Origin of the sequence: Clostridium septicum (assembly GCF_003606265.1) — a bacterium.
Taxonomy (GTDB): Bacteria; Bacillota; Clostridia; order Clostridiales; family Clostridiaceae; genus Clostridium; species Clostridium septicum.
In genome coordinates, this window is the sequence record NZ_CP023671.1 from 765,175 (window position 1) to 783,925 (window position 18,751).

General features: G+C 27.5%; 18 protein-coding genes. 1 reads left to right on the forward strand and 17 read right to left on the reverse strand.

From position 1 onward, the window contains the following. Position 1: 1 nt before the first annotated feature. The 3 genes from CP523_RS03455 to CP523_RS03465 all read right to left on the reverse strand — a co-directional run bounded on the left by CP523_RS03455 (position 2) and on the right by CP523_RS03465 (position 3,887). Positions 2-1,114, reverse strand: a complete 1,113-nt coding sequence (locus tag CP523_RS03455) for an ABC transporter permease (protein ID WP_066677897.1) — start codon at positions 1,112-1,114, stop codon at positions 2-4. After that, positions 1,104-2,633 (reverse strand): ABC transporter ATP-binding protein, encoded by a 1,530-nt coding sequence (locus tag CP523_RS03460; protein ID WP_066677899.1) that lies wholly within the window; start codon positions 2,631-2,633, stop codon positions 1,104-1,106. The genes CP523_RS03455 and CP523_RS03460 overlap by 11 nt, the downstream gene beginning before the upstream one ends. A gap of 171 nt (positions 2,634-2,804) precedes the next feature. Further along, positions 2,805-3,887: a BMP family lipoprotein gene (locus CP523_RS03465; protein ID WP_066677901.1), complete on the reverse strand. Its 1,083-nt coding sequence runs from the start codon at positions 3,885-3,887 to the stop codon at positions 2,805-2,807. A 755-nt stretch (positions 3,888-4,642) separates the two neighbouring features. Here CP523_RS03465 and CP523_RS03470 point away from each other — a divergent pair. Beyond that, a complete protein-coding gene (locus CP523_RS03470) occupies positions 4,643-5,524 on the forward strand; it encodes a DUF5685 family protein (protein WP_120140488.1) in 882 nt (293 codons plus the stop codon). Positions 5,525-5,646: 122 nt separating this feature from the next. Here CP523_RS03470 and CP523_RS03475 read toward each other — a convergent pair whose 3' ends face one another. From CP523_RS03475 to CP523_RS03540, 14 genes are all read right to left on the reverse strand, one after another. Next, positions 5,647-6,519, reverse strand: coding sequence for a carbohydrate ABC transporter permease (locus CP523_RS03475; RefSeq protein ID WP_083089579.1), 873 nt, complete (start codon positions 6,517-6,519; stop codon positions 5,647-5,649). A gap of 19 nt (positions 6,520-6,538) precedes the next feature. Then, positions 6,539-7,465, reverse strand: coding sequence for a carbohydrate ABC transporter permease (locus CP523_RS03480; protein WP_429839728.1), 927 nt, complete (start codon positions 7,463-7,465; stop codon positions 6,539-6,541). 67 nt (positions 7,466-7,532) lie between these two features. Further along, complete coding sequence (locus CP523_RS03485) at positions 7,533-8,855, reverse strand: ABC transporter substrate-binding protein (RefSeq protein WP_066677905.1); 1,323 nt, start codon at positions 8,853-8,855, stop codon at positions 7,533-7,535. A gap of 143 nt (positions 8,856-8,998) precedes the next feature. Then, positions 8,999-10,000: a substrate-binding domain-containing protein gene (locus CP523_RS03490; protein WP_066677909.1), complete on the reverse strand. Its 1,002-nt coding sequence runs from the start codon at positions 9,998-10,000 to the stop codon at positions 8,999-9,001. A gap of 369 nt (positions 10,001-10,369) precedes the next feature. Next, a complete protein-coding gene (locus CP523_RS03495; protein WP_066677910.1) occupies positions 10,370-10,600 on the reverse strand; it encodes a hypothetical protein in 231 nt (76 codons plus the stop codon). Positions 10,601-10,687: 87 nt separating this feature from the next. After that, positions 10,688-11,686: a LacI family DNA-binding transcriptional regulator gene (locus CP523_RS03500; RefSeq protein ID WP_066677912.1), complete on the reverse strand. Its 999-nt coding sequence runs from the start codon at positions 11,684-11,686 to the stop codon at positions 10,688-10,690. 101 nt (positions 11,687-11,787) lie between these two features. Beyond that, positions 11,788-12,705 carry a ribose ABC transporter substrate-binding protein RbsB gene (gene rbsB, locus CP523_RS03505; RefSeq protein WP_066677915.1) on the reverse strand — a complete coding sequence of 306 codons (918 nt, stop codon included), beginning with the start codon at positions 12,703-12,705 and terminating at the stop codon, positions 11,788-11,790. A 28-nt stretch (positions 12,706-12,733) separates the two neighbouring features. Next, positions 12,734-13,669, reverse strand: a complete 936-nt coding sequence (locus CP523_RS03510) for an ABC transporter permease (RefSeq protein WP_066677916.1) — start codon at positions 13,667-13,669, stop codon at positions 12,734-12,736. Between the two features lie 19 nt (positions 13,670-13,688). Beyond that, positions 13,689-15,191, reverse strand: coding sequence for a sugar ABC transporter ATP-binding protein (locus tag CP523_RS03515; protein WP_120140489.1), 1,503 nt, complete (start codon positions 15,189-15,191; stop codon positions 13,689-13,691). A gap of 13 nt (positions 15,192-15,204) precedes the next feature. Beyond that, positions 15,205-15,600 carry a D-ribose pyranase gene (rbsD, locus tag CP523_RS03520; protein ID WP_066677921.1) on the reverse strand — a complete coding sequence of 132 codons (396 nt, stop codon included), beginning with the start codon at positions 15,598-15,600 and terminating at the stop codon, positions 15,205-15,207. Position 15,601: 1 nt separating this feature from the next. After that, positions 15,602-16,531 carry a ribokinase gene (rbsK, locus tag CP523_RS03525; RefSeq protein ID WP_066677923.1) on the reverse strand — a complete coding sequence of 310 codons (930 nt, stop codon included), beginning with the start codon at positions 16,529-16,531 and terminating at the stop codon, positions 15,602-15,604. Between the two features lie 347 nt (positions 16,532-16,878). After that, positions 16,879-17,295: a MarR family winged helix-turn-helix transcriptional regulator gene (locus CP523_RS03530; RefSeq protein WP_066677925.1), complete on the reverse strand. Its 417-nt coding sequence runs from the start codon at positions 17,293-17,295 to the stop codon at positions 16,879-16,881. Between the two features lie 16 nt (positions 17,296-17,311). Then, on the reverse strand, positions 17,312-17,872 hold the full coding sequence (locus tag CP523_RS03535) for a hypothetical protein (protein WP_066677927.1): 561 nt from the start codon (positions 17,870-17,872) through the stop codon (positions 17,312-17,314). A gap of 133 nt (positions 17,873-18,005) precedes the next feature. Then, the gene (locus CP523_RS03540) at positions 18,006-18,749 is read right to left on the reverse strand and encodes a DUF4046 domain-containing protein (RefSeq protein WP_066677929.1); all 744 of its coding nucleotides are present in this window, start codon (positions 18,747-18,749) and stop codon (positions 18,006-18,008) included. Between the last annotated feature and the right edge of the window lie 2 nt (positions 18,750-18,751).

The following is an 18,751-nucleotide window of genomic DNA, read 5'->3' on the forward strand; positions in this document are numbered from 1 at the left end:
ATTATTTATCCCCCTTTCTTTCTTTTTTATCATTTCTTTCTGAAGTACCATCAGTAGCTAATTTATTAGTATTCATTTGAACCTTCCTACGTCTAAACTTATCAAACACTCTATCCATTACTGCACTTGTTGCTGCAAAATAAATAATTGTTGCCATTATTGTATCTGCTATTTCTGGTGGAATAGATGTCATAGCACTCATAAATCCTTTACCTGTATACAGTAATCCAAAGAATAAAGCAGCAAATAAAACTCCAATAGGTGAATTAGAACCAAGCAAAGCTACTGCTATACCATCAAATCCTTGAGATGGTGTAACACCAATTTGCATATTAGCTATATTTCCTGCGTATTGAGCAACTCCTGCAAGTCCTGCAAGTCCTCCTGATATCATCATAGAAAGTACAATATTTCTTTTTACAGGCATTCCTGAATATTCTGCTGCATATCTATTAAATCCAACAGCTTTTAATTCATATCCAAGAACTGTTTTGTTTAAAATAAATGCTATTAATAAAACCGCTATAATTGCAATTAAAAATCCATAGTTAATAAAAGATCCTTGAAATAACTCTGAAATCCAGGGTGCTTGTAATGAAGCTTCTGGAGACAACTTAGCTGATTCTGTTTCTAAGAAAGCTCCTTTAAAATACGCTGGTATTGTATAATAGACAACCCAATAAGCTATCCAGTTCATCATAATTGTTGAAACAACTTCGTTTACATTGTATCTAGCCTTAAATATTCCTGGAATTGCTGCACAAAGAGCACCACCTAAAAAACCTGCTAAAATCATTGTTATTAATAATAGTGGTCTTGGAAGATTTACTGTTAATCCAACTGCTGTTGCACAAAGTCCTCCAAATAACATTTGTCCTGCTGCTCCTATATTGAATAGGCCTGTTCTAAAAGCAAATGCAACTGAAAGTCCTGTAAGTATAAGTGGAGTTGCAGTTGCTACTGTATTAGCAATTCTTTCTATGTTCTTTAATCCACCTTGGAATAAATAACTATATCCTTCTATTGGATTACTTCCTATAATAGCCATTAATATTGCTCCAGCTAACAAACCTAAAACAACTGCAAGAATGGATTTTAATCCTTTATTCTTCATGGCTTTCTCCTCCCTTTACTCCAGCCATCATAAGGCCAATTTCATTTTCGTTTGTTTCTTTTGCACTTACTATACCAACTAGTTCACCATTATTTATAACAGCTATTCTATCTGATACATTTAATACTTCCTCTAGCTCTAAAGATATAAGTAAAACTGCTTTTCCATTATCTCTTTGCTCTACTAATCTTTTATGAATATATTCTATTGATCCAACATCTAGTCCCCTTGTAGGTTGTACTGCAAGAAGTACCTCTGGATTTAATTCAATTTCTCTACCTATAATAGCCTTTTGTTGGTTACCACCAGATAATGTTCTAGCTATAGAATCTGCACCTTCTCCAGATCTTACATCAAAAGTATCTATTATTTTTTGAGCATGATCTTTTATTAACTTCTTGTTTAATAAGCCTCTTTTAGAAAAAGGAGCTTTATTATAAGATTCTAAAACCATATTTTCTTCTATAGTGTAATCAAGAACTAGTCCTCTTTTATGACGATCTTCTGGAATATGAGCTATTCCTTTTTCAACTCTAGATCTAACTGGAATTGAAGTTATGTCTTCATTATTATAAATAATGTTTCCTGAATGAACTGGTCTTAAGCCTGTTATTGCCTCTACAAGCTCAGTTTGTCCATTTCCTTCAACTCCTGCAATACCTACAATTTCCCCTTTTCTTATATCTAATGAAAAATCTTTTAATCCCAATACTTTTTTATTATTCATAACTGAAAGATTTTTAATACTCATAATAGTTTCTTTAGGATTGCTATCCTTTTTATCTACCTTAAATGACACTTCCCTACCTACCATCATTTTTGCCATTTCAGCTTCACTAGTAGTTTTTACATCAACTGTCCCTATATATTTACCTCTACGAATAGCAGTACATCTATCTGCTGAAGCTTTTATTTCTTTTAATTTATGGGTAATTACTATTATTGATTTTCCTTCTTTAACAAGGTCTTTCATTATTTTTATTAGTTCTTGTATTTCTTGAGGAGTTAATACAGCAGTGGGTTCATCAAATATTAGTACTTCTGCATTTCTATAAAGCATTTTTAATATTTCTACACGTTGTTGCATCCCAACTGAAATATCTTCAATTTTTGCATAAGGATCTACATTTAATCCATATTTCTTTGATAATTCTGATATTCTCTCTGCTGCTGATTTAATATCTACAACTAATCCTTTTTTAGGTTCTAACCCTAAAATTATATTTTCTGTTACTGTAAAGTTACTAACAAGCTTAAAATGTTGGTGAACCATTCCTATTCCTAAATCATTTGCAACATTAGGATTGCTTATTTTCACTTCTTTTCCTTTTATTTTTATTTTACCAACTTCTGGTTGATACATACCAAATAGAACTCCCATTAAAGTTGATTTACCAGCACCGTTTTCTCCAAGTAAAGCATGAATTTCTCCTTTTTTTAGCTGAAGGGTGATGTTATCATTTGCAACGATTCCAGGAAACTCTTTACGAATATTAAGCATCTCTACTACATATTCCATGCTAATTCCTCCTTCTTAAATTTTACACAAATAAGTAATTTATACCCTTATTTTCCAAATTGCTATATATAAAAAAAGACGGAAGAACCGTCTTTTTTATATATAATTCTTCCTTAAATAGCCCTTATTTTATTTTGCTTTGCTAAAACACAACCTAGATTAACATTCGAATTATATTAAATCACCTTTTTCAGCCGATACTTTTATTTCCCCACTCTTGATCTTTTCTAATACTTCATTTACTTTCTTAATAGTATCTTCACTTAAGTTTGGATTTTTTTCTGGAAGACCTACACCATCGTTATTAACATCATAAGTTAAAGTTTTTCCACCTGGGAACTTTCCTTCTTTTTCTGCTTTAATCATATCTGCTGCTGCATGATCAATTTTTTTCATTGCTGAAGTTAATATAACTGACTTATCTCCTTCATAGATACCATGACTATATTGGTCAACATCTACACCAATTATCCAAACTTCTTCACCTTTTTCAACTTTAGCTTTAGCTGCATTTATAGCTCCAACCCCAGTTCCACCAGCTGAACAGAATATAGCTTTAACACCGCTATTATACATTTTATTAGCTATTTGTTGTCCTGCTGGAACATCATTAAATGTTCCTTGATATACTACATTTTCTTTCTTAATTGATGCCTTAGTACCTAAATTTTCATTAGCATATTTAACGCCTTGTTGGAATCCCCAGTTAAATTTTTGTACTGGAGGAATTTCCATACCACCGATAAATCCTAATTCACCTTCTTTTATTTGTAAAGCAGTAGCAACACCTGCTATAAATCCTGATTGTTCTTCTGCAAAGAAAATTGATACTGTATTATCTGCAACTGATGCTTCTGATTTATCATCTTTTTTTGGTGCTCCATCTATTAAAACAAATTTAGCATCTTTATACTTTTCTTGTGCTTCATATATAGCAGTTTCAAATTTAAATCCTGGTGTTACAATTAATTTAAATCCTGCATCATAAAGATTTGTAATTTCTTTTATGTAGTCAGCATGAGTTTCTCCATTTGGTTGCAAGTACTTCTTTTCTAATTTTAATTCATCTGTAGCCTTTGTTACCCCTGTCCAAGTACCTTCATTAAATGACTTATCATCGATTGTACCTGAATCCGTTACCATCCCAACTTTTAAATTTGCATCTCCAGTTTCTGGGTTTTCACTTTTTCCACAACCTACTAAACCAGTTACCATAAATGCTGATAATGCTAATGCAATTACTCTTTTTTTCATCTTTTAATTTCCCCCTTAGGTTTACTAATATTGATTTTTAAATTTAACTGTCAATTCGAATTTTAATTAAATTATACAATATAAAATTCGTAAATACAACATATTTAATTCCATTTTTTTATCTGTTTTTGTCATACTTTAATTAAAGTTGTTATAATTCCATCGAATAAATACTAATTAACGTTTTCACTTGATAAAAATAAAATAGTTTTATATTGTGAAAATTCTATAAATTTACAAAACACGAACATTAACGATTTAATTCTAATTAAATATAGAGTATTTTCAAATATTTACATTACTATTATATAACGCTAAATAAAATTATATACTAGATACTAAAATATTTTGTAAATAAAATATTAAGATTATGTTGCTTTTCTATGCCTATTAGCAATTAATGAATTTAATTAATTAATATTATAAAAAATAAAGGTTTTCTACAGTAGAAAACCTCACTTTTTGTCTAAGATATTTAAATATATCTATAATAATTTAAACTATTATAACTTACTATAATTTTATCTGATATTTTTTCTTATAATATTTATTATGAAACATATAAAATTTACTAATTATTTAAAAGTTATATTATTTTTTCTACTGTAATAACTTAAAATATATTCCTATTGTTTATACATTTGTTAAATTATTTTTTGTTATTATTTCTAATTTATTTATTTATTCCATATAATTTATTATAAGTTGCTTTTTCGTTAACATTAATTAACAATAATTGTAAGGAGAGTATTATATTGTTTGGCTATGTAACTCCATTAATAGATGAACTTAAAGTTAGAGATTTTAACTTATTTAAATATTATTATTGCGGATTATGTCTTCATATAAAAGAAAGGTTTGGGAATATCCCAAGAATGACATTAAATTATGATATGACTTTTTTAGGAGTCCTTTTAGATTCACTTTCTAAAGATGAACCTAATTTTAAAATAATAAAATGTATTTCTCATCCTACTCAAAAAAGGTCTATTGTTATAAATAATCATGCATTATCCTATGCAGCTGATATAAACGTATCATTATTTTATTATAAGCTATTAGATGATATTAAAGATGATAATAAATTTAAAAGTAAACTCTATGCTACATCTCTTTATTTATATACAAAAAAATTTGATAAATCTATGTCTGCTATAAATGAACTAATAAAAAATAGACTTTCTCAGTTGTCAACCTTTGAAAAAGAAAAGTCATTTTCATCAATTGACGAAATATCTGATCCTTTTAGTGATATAGTTGGAAACATACTTAAAAATTATCCTTATTCTTTATTTAAAGATGGAAAGAATTTAAGAGATGATCTATATAACTTTGGCTATTCTCTAGGGAAATGGATATATATTATAGATGCACTAGATGACTTAAAAGAAGATATTAAAAAAAATAAATTTAATCCTATAAATCAATTGTATAACAAAGAAAATTTACCTTTTGAAAAGCTTCATACAATATTAAAACCTAAAATTGAATTTATAATTTTAAATTGTTCTTATAACTGTAGAGAATATCTAAAAAAGCTTCCTATTAAAAGAAATAAAGACATTTTATATAATATAATTGAACTTGGAATGATAAAAAAATATATAACCATAGTAAATAATTATGGACAAAACTAATTTTAGTTTTGTCCATAATTATTTATATTAACTAAGTTCTCGCGAACTTTTTATTTAATATTTTCACTTATACAAATCTTTATACTATAAAATATATAATTTCCTTAATTCATTGAACATCATTAACCCTTTACTGCTCCAATTGTAATACCTTGAGTAAATGATTTTTGGAATATTAAGAATATTATTATCATAGGTATTGATGCTAACGCTGCACCTGCCATCATTAATCCATAATTAGTAGTAAATTCAAGTTGCATTGTTGCTATGCCTAATGGAAGTGTTTGCATATCTGTACTTCTAATAAGTATTAATTGCATAAAGTAATCATTCCAAGAGCTTATAAATGTGAATATAGCTAATGCTCCAACTCCTGGTTTAACTATAGGCAATACTATATTTTTAAATATTCCAAGCTCTGTACAACCATCTATTTTTGCCGCTTCTAAAAGCTCTGTTGGGATTGTTTCACTAAATTGTTTCATAAGGAATATACCAAATGGCCATCCTACAGCTGGTAATATAAGAGACTTATAGCTGTTTATCCAATCAAGCTTTGTTAATATATTAAATAAAGGTACCATTATAACTTGTTTTGGAAGTGCCATTGCTATTATAAGTAACCAAAAGATAATATGCCTTCCTGGAAATCTCTTTTTAGCTAATACATAACCAGCAAGAGAAGAAGTTAAACAAACTAAGAATGTTGTACTAATAGCTATGAAAAAACTATTAAAGGTCCATTTTAATAATGGCTGCCTTGCTAAGTCTGTCCAGTTTTGGAATGTTGGATTATTTGGTATCCATTGTGGTGGTATAACTATAGTAGATGCTTGATCTTTAAATGCCCCTGTTATAATCCAATAAAAAGGGAAAATGAAAATTATCATAAATATACATAATAAAATTAATGAGCAAATATATTTAGGAGTCCACCTATTTCTCCAATCATATAATTCTTCTTTTTCTTTCTTCTTTTTTTCTCTTCCGAACATATGCCTTTTCTCCCTTCTATTAGTATTCAACATCTGAACCTAAATATTTATATTGAACAACTGATATAGCCATAACTATAATTGCTAATACTACTCCCATAGATGAAGCCAATCCATATTGCCCTAAAGTAAATGATCTTTCATATACTTGATACATAATTGTAGTGGTAGCATAATTGGGTCCTCCAGCTGTTAAAAGTTGAATTATTGAGAAACATTGGAAAGAATTTATTGTAGTTATTATTACTATATATAAAGTTGTTGGCTTTAATAAAGGCCATGTTATATTCCAAAATACTTGTCTTGCACTAGCTCCATCAATTTCAGCAGCTTCTAGATAATCTTTTGGTATATTACCTAAAGATGCCATATAAAGAACTATAGGCTGGCCTACTGATAATGTAACTAATACCATTAATATTGCCCATTTAGCTATACTTGGATTTCCAAGCCAAGATTGTGCTTCAACACCAAAGAAGCTTAAGACATAATTTAATATTCCATAATTAGGATGGAATATCCACCCCCAAACTACTGTAATACTAACTACAGATGCTATAGCTGGTAAATAAAATACTGATCTAAAAAATGATCTAACTTTAGATGACCTTTTGTAAATTGTTACTGCGACAAACATTGAGAAAACAAGAACTATAGGAACATTACCTATAACTAAAAATAAAGTGTTCCATAAAGACTTTCTAAATACAGGATCATTAAATATTTGGACATAATTTTTTAATCCTATAAATTCTGATGACCTAGGAGTATAGTTAAAAAAGCTTATAACTATACCACCTACCATAGGAATTATAACAAATGATAAGAAAAATATTGCTGCTGGTAATAAGAAAATATATGCTGAAAGCCATTCTTTCTTAGCTAACTTACTGTGTTTTTTCATTTTAAACTTTGGTTTTTTGCTATGCTCTAATTCAGTAACCATAATTTAAGTTTACCTCCCATATATAGTTAATATGAAGGGATATTCCCCTTCATATTAATATTTTTATTTATTTTTTATTTAATGTTTCGTTAGCTTTGTCATTAAAGTTCTTTAAAGCTTCTTTTGCTGGAGTTTGACCTAAAGTTATTTCTTGAAGTGCTGGGAACCAATGAGTTCTCATTTCTGCAAACCCATTTACAGTATTGTAATATTCAGCTGTATATTTACCCATTCCTTCAGCAAACTTCATTTCTTCTTCATCATATAACCCTTTAATTGAATCTCTAACTGAGAATGTACCAGTTGCAACTAAATTCTTTTTTTGCCAATCTGGATCATTAGCTAAGAAATCTATAAACTTCTTAGAAGCTTCTATTTTTGCATCATCTCCATTGTTAAATACACATAATCCACCTATTAATGCTTCTAAAGCAAGTTTATCTTTACTTGGTGAAGGAATTGGTAATAATACTTCTTCAAAATCTCCTATTTTTTTATCAGCATTATTCTTTTTAAGTCCTGTTGAATAAAGAATTGTAAATGCTGATTTTTGTTGTAAAAATAGATCTATAGCATCATTTGAAGCCAATGCTTCGCTACCTGAGCCAATTAGACCACTTTCTATACTCTTCTTAACCCATTCCATAGATTTTACAGCAGGTTCTTCATCAAAAGTATAAGATGTTTGATCATTATTCATTACACTACCACCATACAGATTGGAAACAAATGCTCTAGTTCCTTGGTCTCCAGCTGTACTTTTGCTAAAGAATGCCATTGGTATAACATCTGGCTTAGCTTCTTTAATACCCTTAAGTGCAGCTTCAAATTCTTCTATAGTCCATAATCTATCTTCCTTTTTCAATGGAAGTAAATCTAAAAGACCTGCTTCTTCAAACATAGTCTTATTTGCCGCCATCATAAATGTTGTTGTATTAAATGGATACATATAATAAGTATCTTCTAGTTTACATCCTGCTAATAATTCATCAGATACATCTCCATTTAAAGCTTTGATCATATCATCTACTGGTGCTAATACTCCTTGTCTTGCAAAATCAATAATTCTTCCTGGTGCATCATATAGAATGTCTGGAGCTGAATTAGATGCTATTGCTGCATTTAATTTTTCACCACCACCATTAAAAGAAATCATTTCTACATTAACCTTAATATCAGGATTTTTTTCTTCAAATGATTTTATTAACTCTTCTTCATACTTTCCAACTTGTCCATCCTTTACTTCAAAGTTAGGAAAATTCCACCATGTAATTTCTACAGGTTTATCCTTACCTGAGTCTTTCCCTCCTGAGTTTCCGCACCCAACAAAGGATGTCATTGCTACTGCTGTAGCTAATAAAACTGTTGATAGTAACTTAAGCTTTTTCATAAATATACTTCCCCCTTAAATTTTTATATTAAGAAAATTTAATATTTTCATAGTAACATTTAACTATTTTATGTTCTCGTGAACATTTAAGTTTTTAAATTTTGCCTAACTACATTGATGTGAATCGGGAAACCGTTTTCTTTTTAATTTAAATTCTCTTTTAATATTATTTCACTTTCAAGCTCTATATTTATATGTTTAGGTTTTATATCTTTATAAAGATGTTCAAACATTACTTTAGCTGAAATATATCCAAGTTCTTTATATTTCTCTTTTACTGTTGCTATAATATTATTACTTTCTATAAGCTTTTTAGTGTTATCAGATAATCCGTTAGCTACTATCTTTAACTTTCTATCTGTGTTTTTTATTACATATTCTACTATATCAACTAAAAATCTACTGCTATAAATAGCTTTAACATTATCTGTTAGATTATCTTTTATAACTTTGCCTATATTATTTTTCAAATCACTTTGATATACTATATTAGCAATTTTACAAATATTATCCTCAGTTATCTTTTCGTAAAATCCATAGTAATATGGTTTAGAAGATATCCTATCATCTTCTGTATCTATTAAAAGTATTTCCTCACCTTGATTTAATACATTTTGTAATAATTCTGCAGTTAACCTTCCAGATTTATAATAATTTGAATATATATTAAAAGTCACATTATCTAAAGGTAAATCTAATGCTATAAAGAATATATTAGGATTATTTCTTTTCAATAATTTAATTTCTTCTTTTAAAAGCGGCGTTATAATTACTCCATCTATATCACCCTTATCTATGACTCCTTTCAACTCATCTAACTGCTCCCTTGGTGAATCTATATCTGTTTCAATTATATTTAACTGATATTTATAAAATTTAAATTCCCCTTGGGCCTTTTGGAAACCTAACTTTATATCATCTGTATAGTAATTATTTTTAGCTTTTACTATAAAAGCATATATATTTTTTTTCTTTTTAAGAGCTAATGAACTACTTATAGGATTTCTTTTATATCCAAGTTCTTCACATGCTTTTAATACTTTTTCTTTAGTTTCTTCATTTACACTACCCGTACCATTTAATGCCCTGGCTACAGTTGTTCTGGAAATATTAAGCTTTTTTGCAATGTCTTCTTGTCTTATCAAAAGCCTCTCCTCCCAACCCTTTCTTTCCATTTTATGTATTAATAGTAACATTTTACAATAACATTTTCAATTAATATATTACATCTTATTAATACAAATTTATACAAATAATTAAATAATAAACTTTAAAGTTTATGTTTTTCAACATAAATTTTTCTTATATATAGATAAGGAAAAGATCTAAAAATACAATTTGTTATTTTTTTAATCATTATTAATTTATTCATAATTTACATAATAAAAAGCAACTAGTAAGATTAAATATTCTTATTAGCTGCTCTTTCATCTATTATTTTACTATTAATTTTTCTAACTAAATTATTTTAAAATACTATATATACTATTAATTTTTATTTTATCTCTATTATTTTAGGTAACTATATCTATAATAATCTCAATTAAAGCTTCAATACTCTCAAATATTATAGGCATTATTGAAAATTTTTTCTCATTTTTATTATCTTCTTTTAAAAATCTACTTTCTACTTTAATTGTTCTAGGTTTTAATTCTTGATACTCTGAATTATATCTATAAGCTTCTTCATAACTTTTAACTTCTCTATATAAAATTTTACTTTGATTATAAGCATTATTATACATTTTTTCTAAATCCCCCTCTATAAAAATATTATTTATACTAATTATATTATAAATAATAATGGGTAAAACTGCTATTAGTTTTACCCATTATTTAACACTATCTCTTTCTATTAATTTAGTTTTTAACTTTATAATTTGATTTTTATCTGAACCACCTATTATTTCTATAAGAAGCTTAAAAGCCTCTTCTCCCATACTATATATAGGTTGAGCTATTGTTGTAAGCTCTGGTTCTGAAAGTGATGAAATATTAATATTATCATATCCTAATATAGATATATCATCAGGAATTTTATAACCATTTCTTATTAAATATTTCATTCCTCCTAATGCCATTACATCACTACTATAAAATATAGCATCAATATATTTTGATCTTAAAAGTAACTCTTCTGTTGCCTTCATTCCACCTTCTATAGAAAACTCACTTTCACATATTATATCTGGATTATAAACACCTAACTTCTTTGCTATATTTTTATAACTCTCATTTCTTATTTTAGATATTTGAAATTTAGGTTCTCCTGCTACAAATGCTATTTGTCTCTTCCCCTTGTTAAAAAGATAATTTACACCTAATTCAATTCCTTGTTCATTATCACATAAGACTCCACTATATTTTTCTATAGTTTCTATCTCTCTATCTATAACTACAAATGGTACTCTATTACTTCTTAATATATTAAGACTATCTTCACTATTTCCACCAGAAGCAAATATAACTCCATCTACAAGTTTGCTTACTAATAATCTTATATACCTTTCTTCTTTTTCGTCTTTATTATATGAATTACATAAGATTACATTATATCCAAGTGACTCAGCATTTTCTTCTATTGCCTTTGCCATTTCTGAAAAAAATGGATTTTCTATATCAGGTAATATAATCCCAATAGTATTAGTTTTTCTTGTACTTAAACTTCTTGCTACGCTATTAGGTACGTAGTTTAATCTCTTTGCAATTTCAAAAATATTTTTTCTTGTTTCATTACTTACACTAATTTGCTTATTATTTAAAACCTTAGAAACTGTAGTCTTTGAAACATTAGCTTCTTTAGCAATATCACTCATTGTTACATTCCTCATAAAACACCCCATATTATATAAGTATTTCCTTTTTGTCATTTGTACTATCCAATTATATCACATATTATAAATATAGTTGTGCTTTATTACTTATATAATTTCTATAAATCTTCTTTTATAAGTATTTTTAATGATGCTGGAATCTCTTTATCAACTTTTTCTCCACTATCTATTTTTTTAGATATATCTACTCCCAAAGCCCCTATTACATCTGGTTGTTGAGCTACAGTCGCAGTCATATCTCCTTTTAAAATTGCATCTTCTGCATCAGCATTACCATCAAATCCGATTAAAATAACTTTTTTATTAGCAGTTTTTATAGCTTTTGCTGCGCCTAATGCCATCTCATCATTATGTGCAAAAACCACATCAAATTCCGGTATTGCTTGTATTATATTCTCCATAACTTGAAGTCCCTTTTGCCTATCAAAATCTGCTGATTGACTTGATACTATTTCTATATTACTATTGGAATTTACTATATCATTGAATCCTTTTCCTCTATCTCTAGTTGCAGATGCACCAGGTACACCTTGTATTTCTATAGCCTTTATATGTTCTTTATCTTTTAGTTTTTCTAGGGCAAACTCTGCTGCCATATTTCCACCCTTTACATTATCTGATGCTATATGACTAGTAACTTCACCTTCATTAGCTTGCCTATCTAATGTTATAACTGGTACTTTTTTTTCATTAGCTACTTTAATTGATGTAGAAACAGCATCACTATCTGTAGGATTTATAAGTAATGTAATTACTCCTGATTCTATTAAATCCTCAACATTTGCTCTTTCTTTAGCAGGGTCATTTTGTGAATCTAAAACTATTAATTTATACCCTAGCTCCTCTGCTCTTTTTTCTGCTCCATCTTTCATAGATACAAAGAATGGATTATTTAATGTTGAAAGTACCATACCTATTTTCTTCTTTTCTTCTTTTCTTGAACATCCTGCAAATATACTAATACTTAATGCACTTACTAAAGATATAGCTAATATTTTTAAAGCTTTTCTTTTCATATTTATCACTCCTTATATTTACATTATGTTATTTTCTTCTATCTCTCTTATCTAATAATACTGCAATTAATATTACTAATCCCTTAACTATTGATTGATAGAAAGGTGATACATTCATTAAGTTTAATCCGTTATTTAATACTCCTATAATTAAAGCACCTATAATTGTTCCTGATATCTTTCCTTCTCCACCTGCAAGGCTTGTTCCTCCAATTACTACTGCTGCTATTGCATCTAATTCAAAACCTGATCCTGCATTTGGTGAAGCTGATCCTATTCTACTTGTTATAATAACACCACTAATTGCTGCTGCAATTCCTGAAAGTACATATACTAAAGTTTTTATTTTATTTGTATTTATTCCTGAAAGTCTTGCTGAATCTTCATTTCCACCAACAGCATATAAATATCTTCCAAATCTAGTTTGTGATAACATATACATTGCGATTACTGCTACTATTATTGTAATTAAAACTGCTATAGGTAAAACTCCTATTTTTCCATTTCCTATTTTCATAAAGCTTTCTGGTAACTTTGATATAGGTGTTCCATTTGTAAATACTAATGTTGCACCTCTAAATATTGTCATTGTTGCAAGTGTTGCTATAAATGCTTGTAATTTACCTTTTGATACTAAAGCTCCATTTACTAAACCAATAATTGAACCAATTATAATAGCTACTATAATCGCAAGCCAAATATTGCCTGTTGATTTAATTATAGATGCTGCAAATGCTCCACTTAAAGCAAGTGTTGAACCTACTGATAAATCTATTCCACCTGTTAATATAACAAATGTCATACCAACTGCTATAATAGCATTTACTGATATTTGAGTTAATACATTAGTTATATTTGTTACTGTTAAAAATCTTGGAGTTATAATTGATATTATTATACATAAAGCAACTAATCCTATAAGTGATTTATACTTTGTTAAATTTACTTTTATACTTTCTTTCATTTTTAATACCTCCACATTCTTATTGCATACCAACTGCAAGCTTCATAATTTTTTCTTGAGTAGCTTCTTCTCTACTAATTTCTCCTGATATTTTACCTTCACTCATTACCATTATCCTATCACTAATACCTAAAACTTCAGGTAAATCTGAAGAAATCATTATAATTGCCTTTCCCATTGATTTTAATTCATTTAAAAGCTCATATATTTCCTTTTTAGCGCCTACATCTATCCCTCTAGTTGGTTCATCAATTATAAGAACCTTTGGAGATAATAGTAACCATTTAGCCAAAATAACCTTTTGTTGATTTCCGCCACTAAGATTTTTTATAAGTTGTTCGCTATTCGGAGTTTTTATATTAATCTTTTTAATATACTCTTCAACATCTCTTTGCTCTTCTTTTCTATTAATTGATTTATTTTTTCTTTCATACTTTCTTAAATTACATAATGTCATGTTATCTGCAACTGACATTCCTAATATACAACCTTCTTTTTTTCTGTCCTCTGAAAGATAACAAATTCCATTTTCTATAGCATCTTTACTGCATTTTATATTTACTTTATTTCCTTCTAAAAATATTTCTCCTGAAGTTTTTCTATACTCTCCAAAAATTGTTTTAACAAGTTCAGTTCTTCCTGATCCCATTAATCCTGCAACTCCAAGTATTTCACCTGCTTTTACTTCTAATGAGGCATTTTTAACTATATCTTTATAATTTAAATCGTTTACACGAAGTATAGTACTTCCCAACTTAATTTTTCTATATGGAAATTGATCTTCTATTTTTCTACCAACCATCATGGCTATTAACTTATCATTATCTATATCTGCAATTTTGGCTTCACCTGCATATTTACCATCTCTTAAAACTTCTACTCTATCACATATAGTAAAAATCTCTTCCATTCTATGAGATATGTAAATAATAGCTATACCTTTTTTCTTTAAATTATCAATTACTTCAAATAATTTCTTAGTTTCGACATCTGTTAATGCTGTAGTTGGCTCATCCATAATTATTATTTTTGCATTTTTAGTAAGTGCCTTTGCAATTTCAATCATTTGCCTTTCCCCAACGTTAATATCTTCAACTAACATATTAGGATCTAAATTACAGCCTATTTGTTCTAAAAACATCTTACTTCTTTCAATTAATAAACTTTTATTTATTTTTCCTGTAAACCTATTATATTTTTCATTTCCTAAAAATATATTTTCAGCTATTGTAAGATTAGGAATAACACTTAATTCTTGATGAATTATTGTAATTCCATGTCTTTCAGCATCCTTTATCCCTTTAATTTTAACTTCTTTTCCTTCTACAAAAACTTGTCCCTGATCTTTTTGATAAACACCACTTAATATTTTCATAAGTGTAGATTTACCTGCTCCATTTTCACCCATTAGAGCTGTAACCTCTCCGCCAAATGCTGTTACATTAACATTATCTAACGCTTTAACACCTGGAAAACTTTTGCTTACATTTACCATTTTTAACATTGGGTTCTTGGCACTCATTTAAATACCTCCTTTAAAATACAACTCCTGATTTTAAAATAATATTTGCATAAGGTGTTTGCTCACCAGTTCTTACTACTGCTTTACAATCTTTTAATAATACTTTTAATTCCTCATGTGATACTATTGTTATTTTTACATCTCCAATTAATCCTTTTATTTCTTCATAAACATTTTTATTTTTACTTTCTATTTCCGCTGCTATTACAACTTCCTCTACTTCTAATTCTAATAAAACTGCTTTTAATGTATCTATGAAAGTTGGTAAATTTTTTATTAATGCTAAATCTATTCTTTTAGTACAGCCAGGTATAGGTAAGCCACAATCACCTATAGCTAACATGTCTGTATGTCCCATTTTAGAGATTACTTCTGATAAATCACTATTTAATAATGCTGTCTTTTTCATTTTAATTCTCCTTATATACTTCTAATACTTCCTTTAAATAAGGTATTGATGGTTGTGCACCTTTTCTTTGAACTGCTATTGAAGAAACTTTATTTCCAAATCTTACAGCTTCAATTAAATTTTCAAATGTTAATTCACTTGTATTCAATTTGGAACTCAATCCGCCTATAAAGCTGTCTCCAGCAGCAGTTGTATCTATTGCATTAACTTTAAATGCATCAACAATTTTCGCTTCATTTTTAGATATTATTGCTGCTCCTTTTGAACCTAAAGTTATTATTACGAATTTAACGCCCTTTTCTATTATTTTGCTAGCTGCAACTTTAGCACTTTCTAAATCATCTACTTTCACACCAGTAATTAATTCAGCTTCCGTTTCATTAGGAATTATTATATCTGTATACTTTAATAATTCATCATCTATTGATTTTGCTGGTGCTGGATTTAGTATAGTAATTTTATTAAGATTTTTAGCTATTCTAAATGCATCTAATGTTACATCTACTGGTGTTTCAAATTGAGATATTAATATATCACTTTCTATTATTGCTTCTTTTGAAGCTTTTATATCTTCTCTATTTATTGTCATATTAGAACCTGGAACAACAATTATAGAATTGTTTCCATTTTTATTAACCATTATCATAGCCATTCCTGTTGGCTCTTTTTCATCTATTAAAACATATTTAGTATTTATATTATCATCTATTAATTTCTTTAATAAAAGTTGTCCATTATCATCTTTGCCTATTTTAGATATCATGTATACTGAAGCACCACTTCTTTTAGCTGCTACAGCTTGATTAGCTCCTTTACCACCTGGAATTTTTTCAAATCCATTTGATAAAATAGTTTCTCCTACCTTAGGCATATTTTCAATTTGTAAAACAAGATCCATATTTATACTTCCTAAGACACATATCTTATTCATAATTTTTCCTCCTAAGAATTATAGTCAACCGATTGACTCAACCGGTTGACTATATAATACACCTTTTAGTAAACAATTACAATAGGTTTTTATAATTATTTATCTTTATTTAATTTATAAAAAAATCTCTAACTCTACTTTTAATCCATGGATTTTTTCCATTCAAGTTCTCTCTCTTAAACTCCCCTAAAAAGAAGCTGTTACCTAAGTACTTTATTCTATTTTTTATTCTTTAAATAAACTACTTAATTTTAAAATCATCATTAAGTTATTTACAAATTCAAAAGATAATATAATTTCCTACTTTAAAATAGAGTATGTAAATTTAACATACTCTATTTTAAAGTTTATTTAATATTCATGCATAACTTATCGAATAACTTAACAAGTGTTTCTATTTCCTCTTCATTAAATCCTGTTGTTATCTTTTCATACCATAAACCTTGAAATTTATCTACTTTAGAAAGTACTTCTTTTCCTTTTGATGTTAATTCCAACTGAAAATATCTACTATCTTCTTTTCTAGGATTTTTTAAAATATAATTTAACTCTTTAAGCTTCTTTATATTTCTTGTAATAAGTGCATTATCTACATTCAAAGATTCTGCTATTGTTTTCAAGCTACAATTTTGAGTTTTATCAATAACTATCATACATCTCCAGGTTGTAAGTGTTAAATTATACTTAGCTAACTTTGGTTCACAATATTTTATAAAATCTCTATTAATATTAGAAATATATTTACCTAATATATTACATGACAAATTATTCACCTCAAAACTATCTTATTCTTTTGTATATTATAGGATCTAAAAAACCAAATGTTATTTTGCCATTTTTCTCGAAAACTTCACTTACATAAATAATATCATTTTCTATTCTTTCTCTTAGAGTAAATTTATTTTCTGCTGAAAAATAACTTATGCTTTCACCTTGAAAAATTTCATTTTCTTCATTATAAACCATAGGTTTAAACTTTTCAGATAGTATTAATTCATTATAATCCATTAGTAAATCTTTATTATCATTTCGAAACTCTTCTTTTTTTATATTCTTAGGAATTTCATATGATGTTAATACAATTTTATTATCTTCATTAAGTGTGAATAAAAATAAATGAGGTAATACATTTTTAAAATTGTCTTTTTCATAATAACTTTCTTCTATAATAAAATATCCTTTAAAATCTTTAGGTAAATTTTTTATTTTACTATTACATATTCCATTTATATGTCTTGCTTTTGGATGATTTAATTTATTTAGCTTAACTTCCTCTTTAATTTGATCACTATTATCAAACTCTCCACATAAATTAGTTATAAATTTTTCTAAATTACTCATAGACATCACCTCTAAACATACTTGATAATGTCAATTATACTATATTAATTGATAGCGTCAAGTAATATACAAAAAAATATACTATAAATCTAGTTGATAGTATATTTTTTATATTATTATTATTTTTTATGTACTAAATTTCTGTATCTAATTTTATTTTAACATTAGCTCTTTTTACAGAACCTGAAAACATTTTTTGTATCATTCCATCTAATCTATTTTCTACAAATACTTTTCTACTTATTTTTTTTCTATTATTAAAATCAACTTTTTCTTTTAAAAGCCAATTTATAGCTTCTTTAGTTGTATTATCATTCCAATAATTATTAGGAACTTGTTTTAATTCCCAAGGTTTAATCTTATTAGGATAAATAAAATTTACTACTTCATATGGTGATCCATTGAAAATTTTGGAGAACATTCCGTTTAATTTATTTTCTATAAATACCTCTCCTGTAAGATTTTCTTTTATATCTTCTAATCCCCATTTTAATTTTTCTTCAAATAACCACTTTAAAGCTTCTCTACATGTTTCTTCATTCCAATAATTATTCTCTACTTTACTTAATTCCCAAGGTTTAAATTTTCCTGGATATGCATTGTCAACTAAGTTAAAAATAGAATAATTAAAGACTTTTTCTACCATTCCACTTAATTTATATTTCTTTAAAACTATAAATCTTAAATTTTCCTTTAATTCTTCATCTGACCACATTAATATGTTTTCAATTAAATATCTAGTTAATATTGCTGCATCTTGTTTAGCTTCTGGCCTTTTCCAAAATCCTCTTGGAAACTTTTCCACGCTTCCTTCTAATATTAGTCTATATATTTTTAATGTATCCATGTCGTTTATTCTCGAATTTATTTGTTTCATAT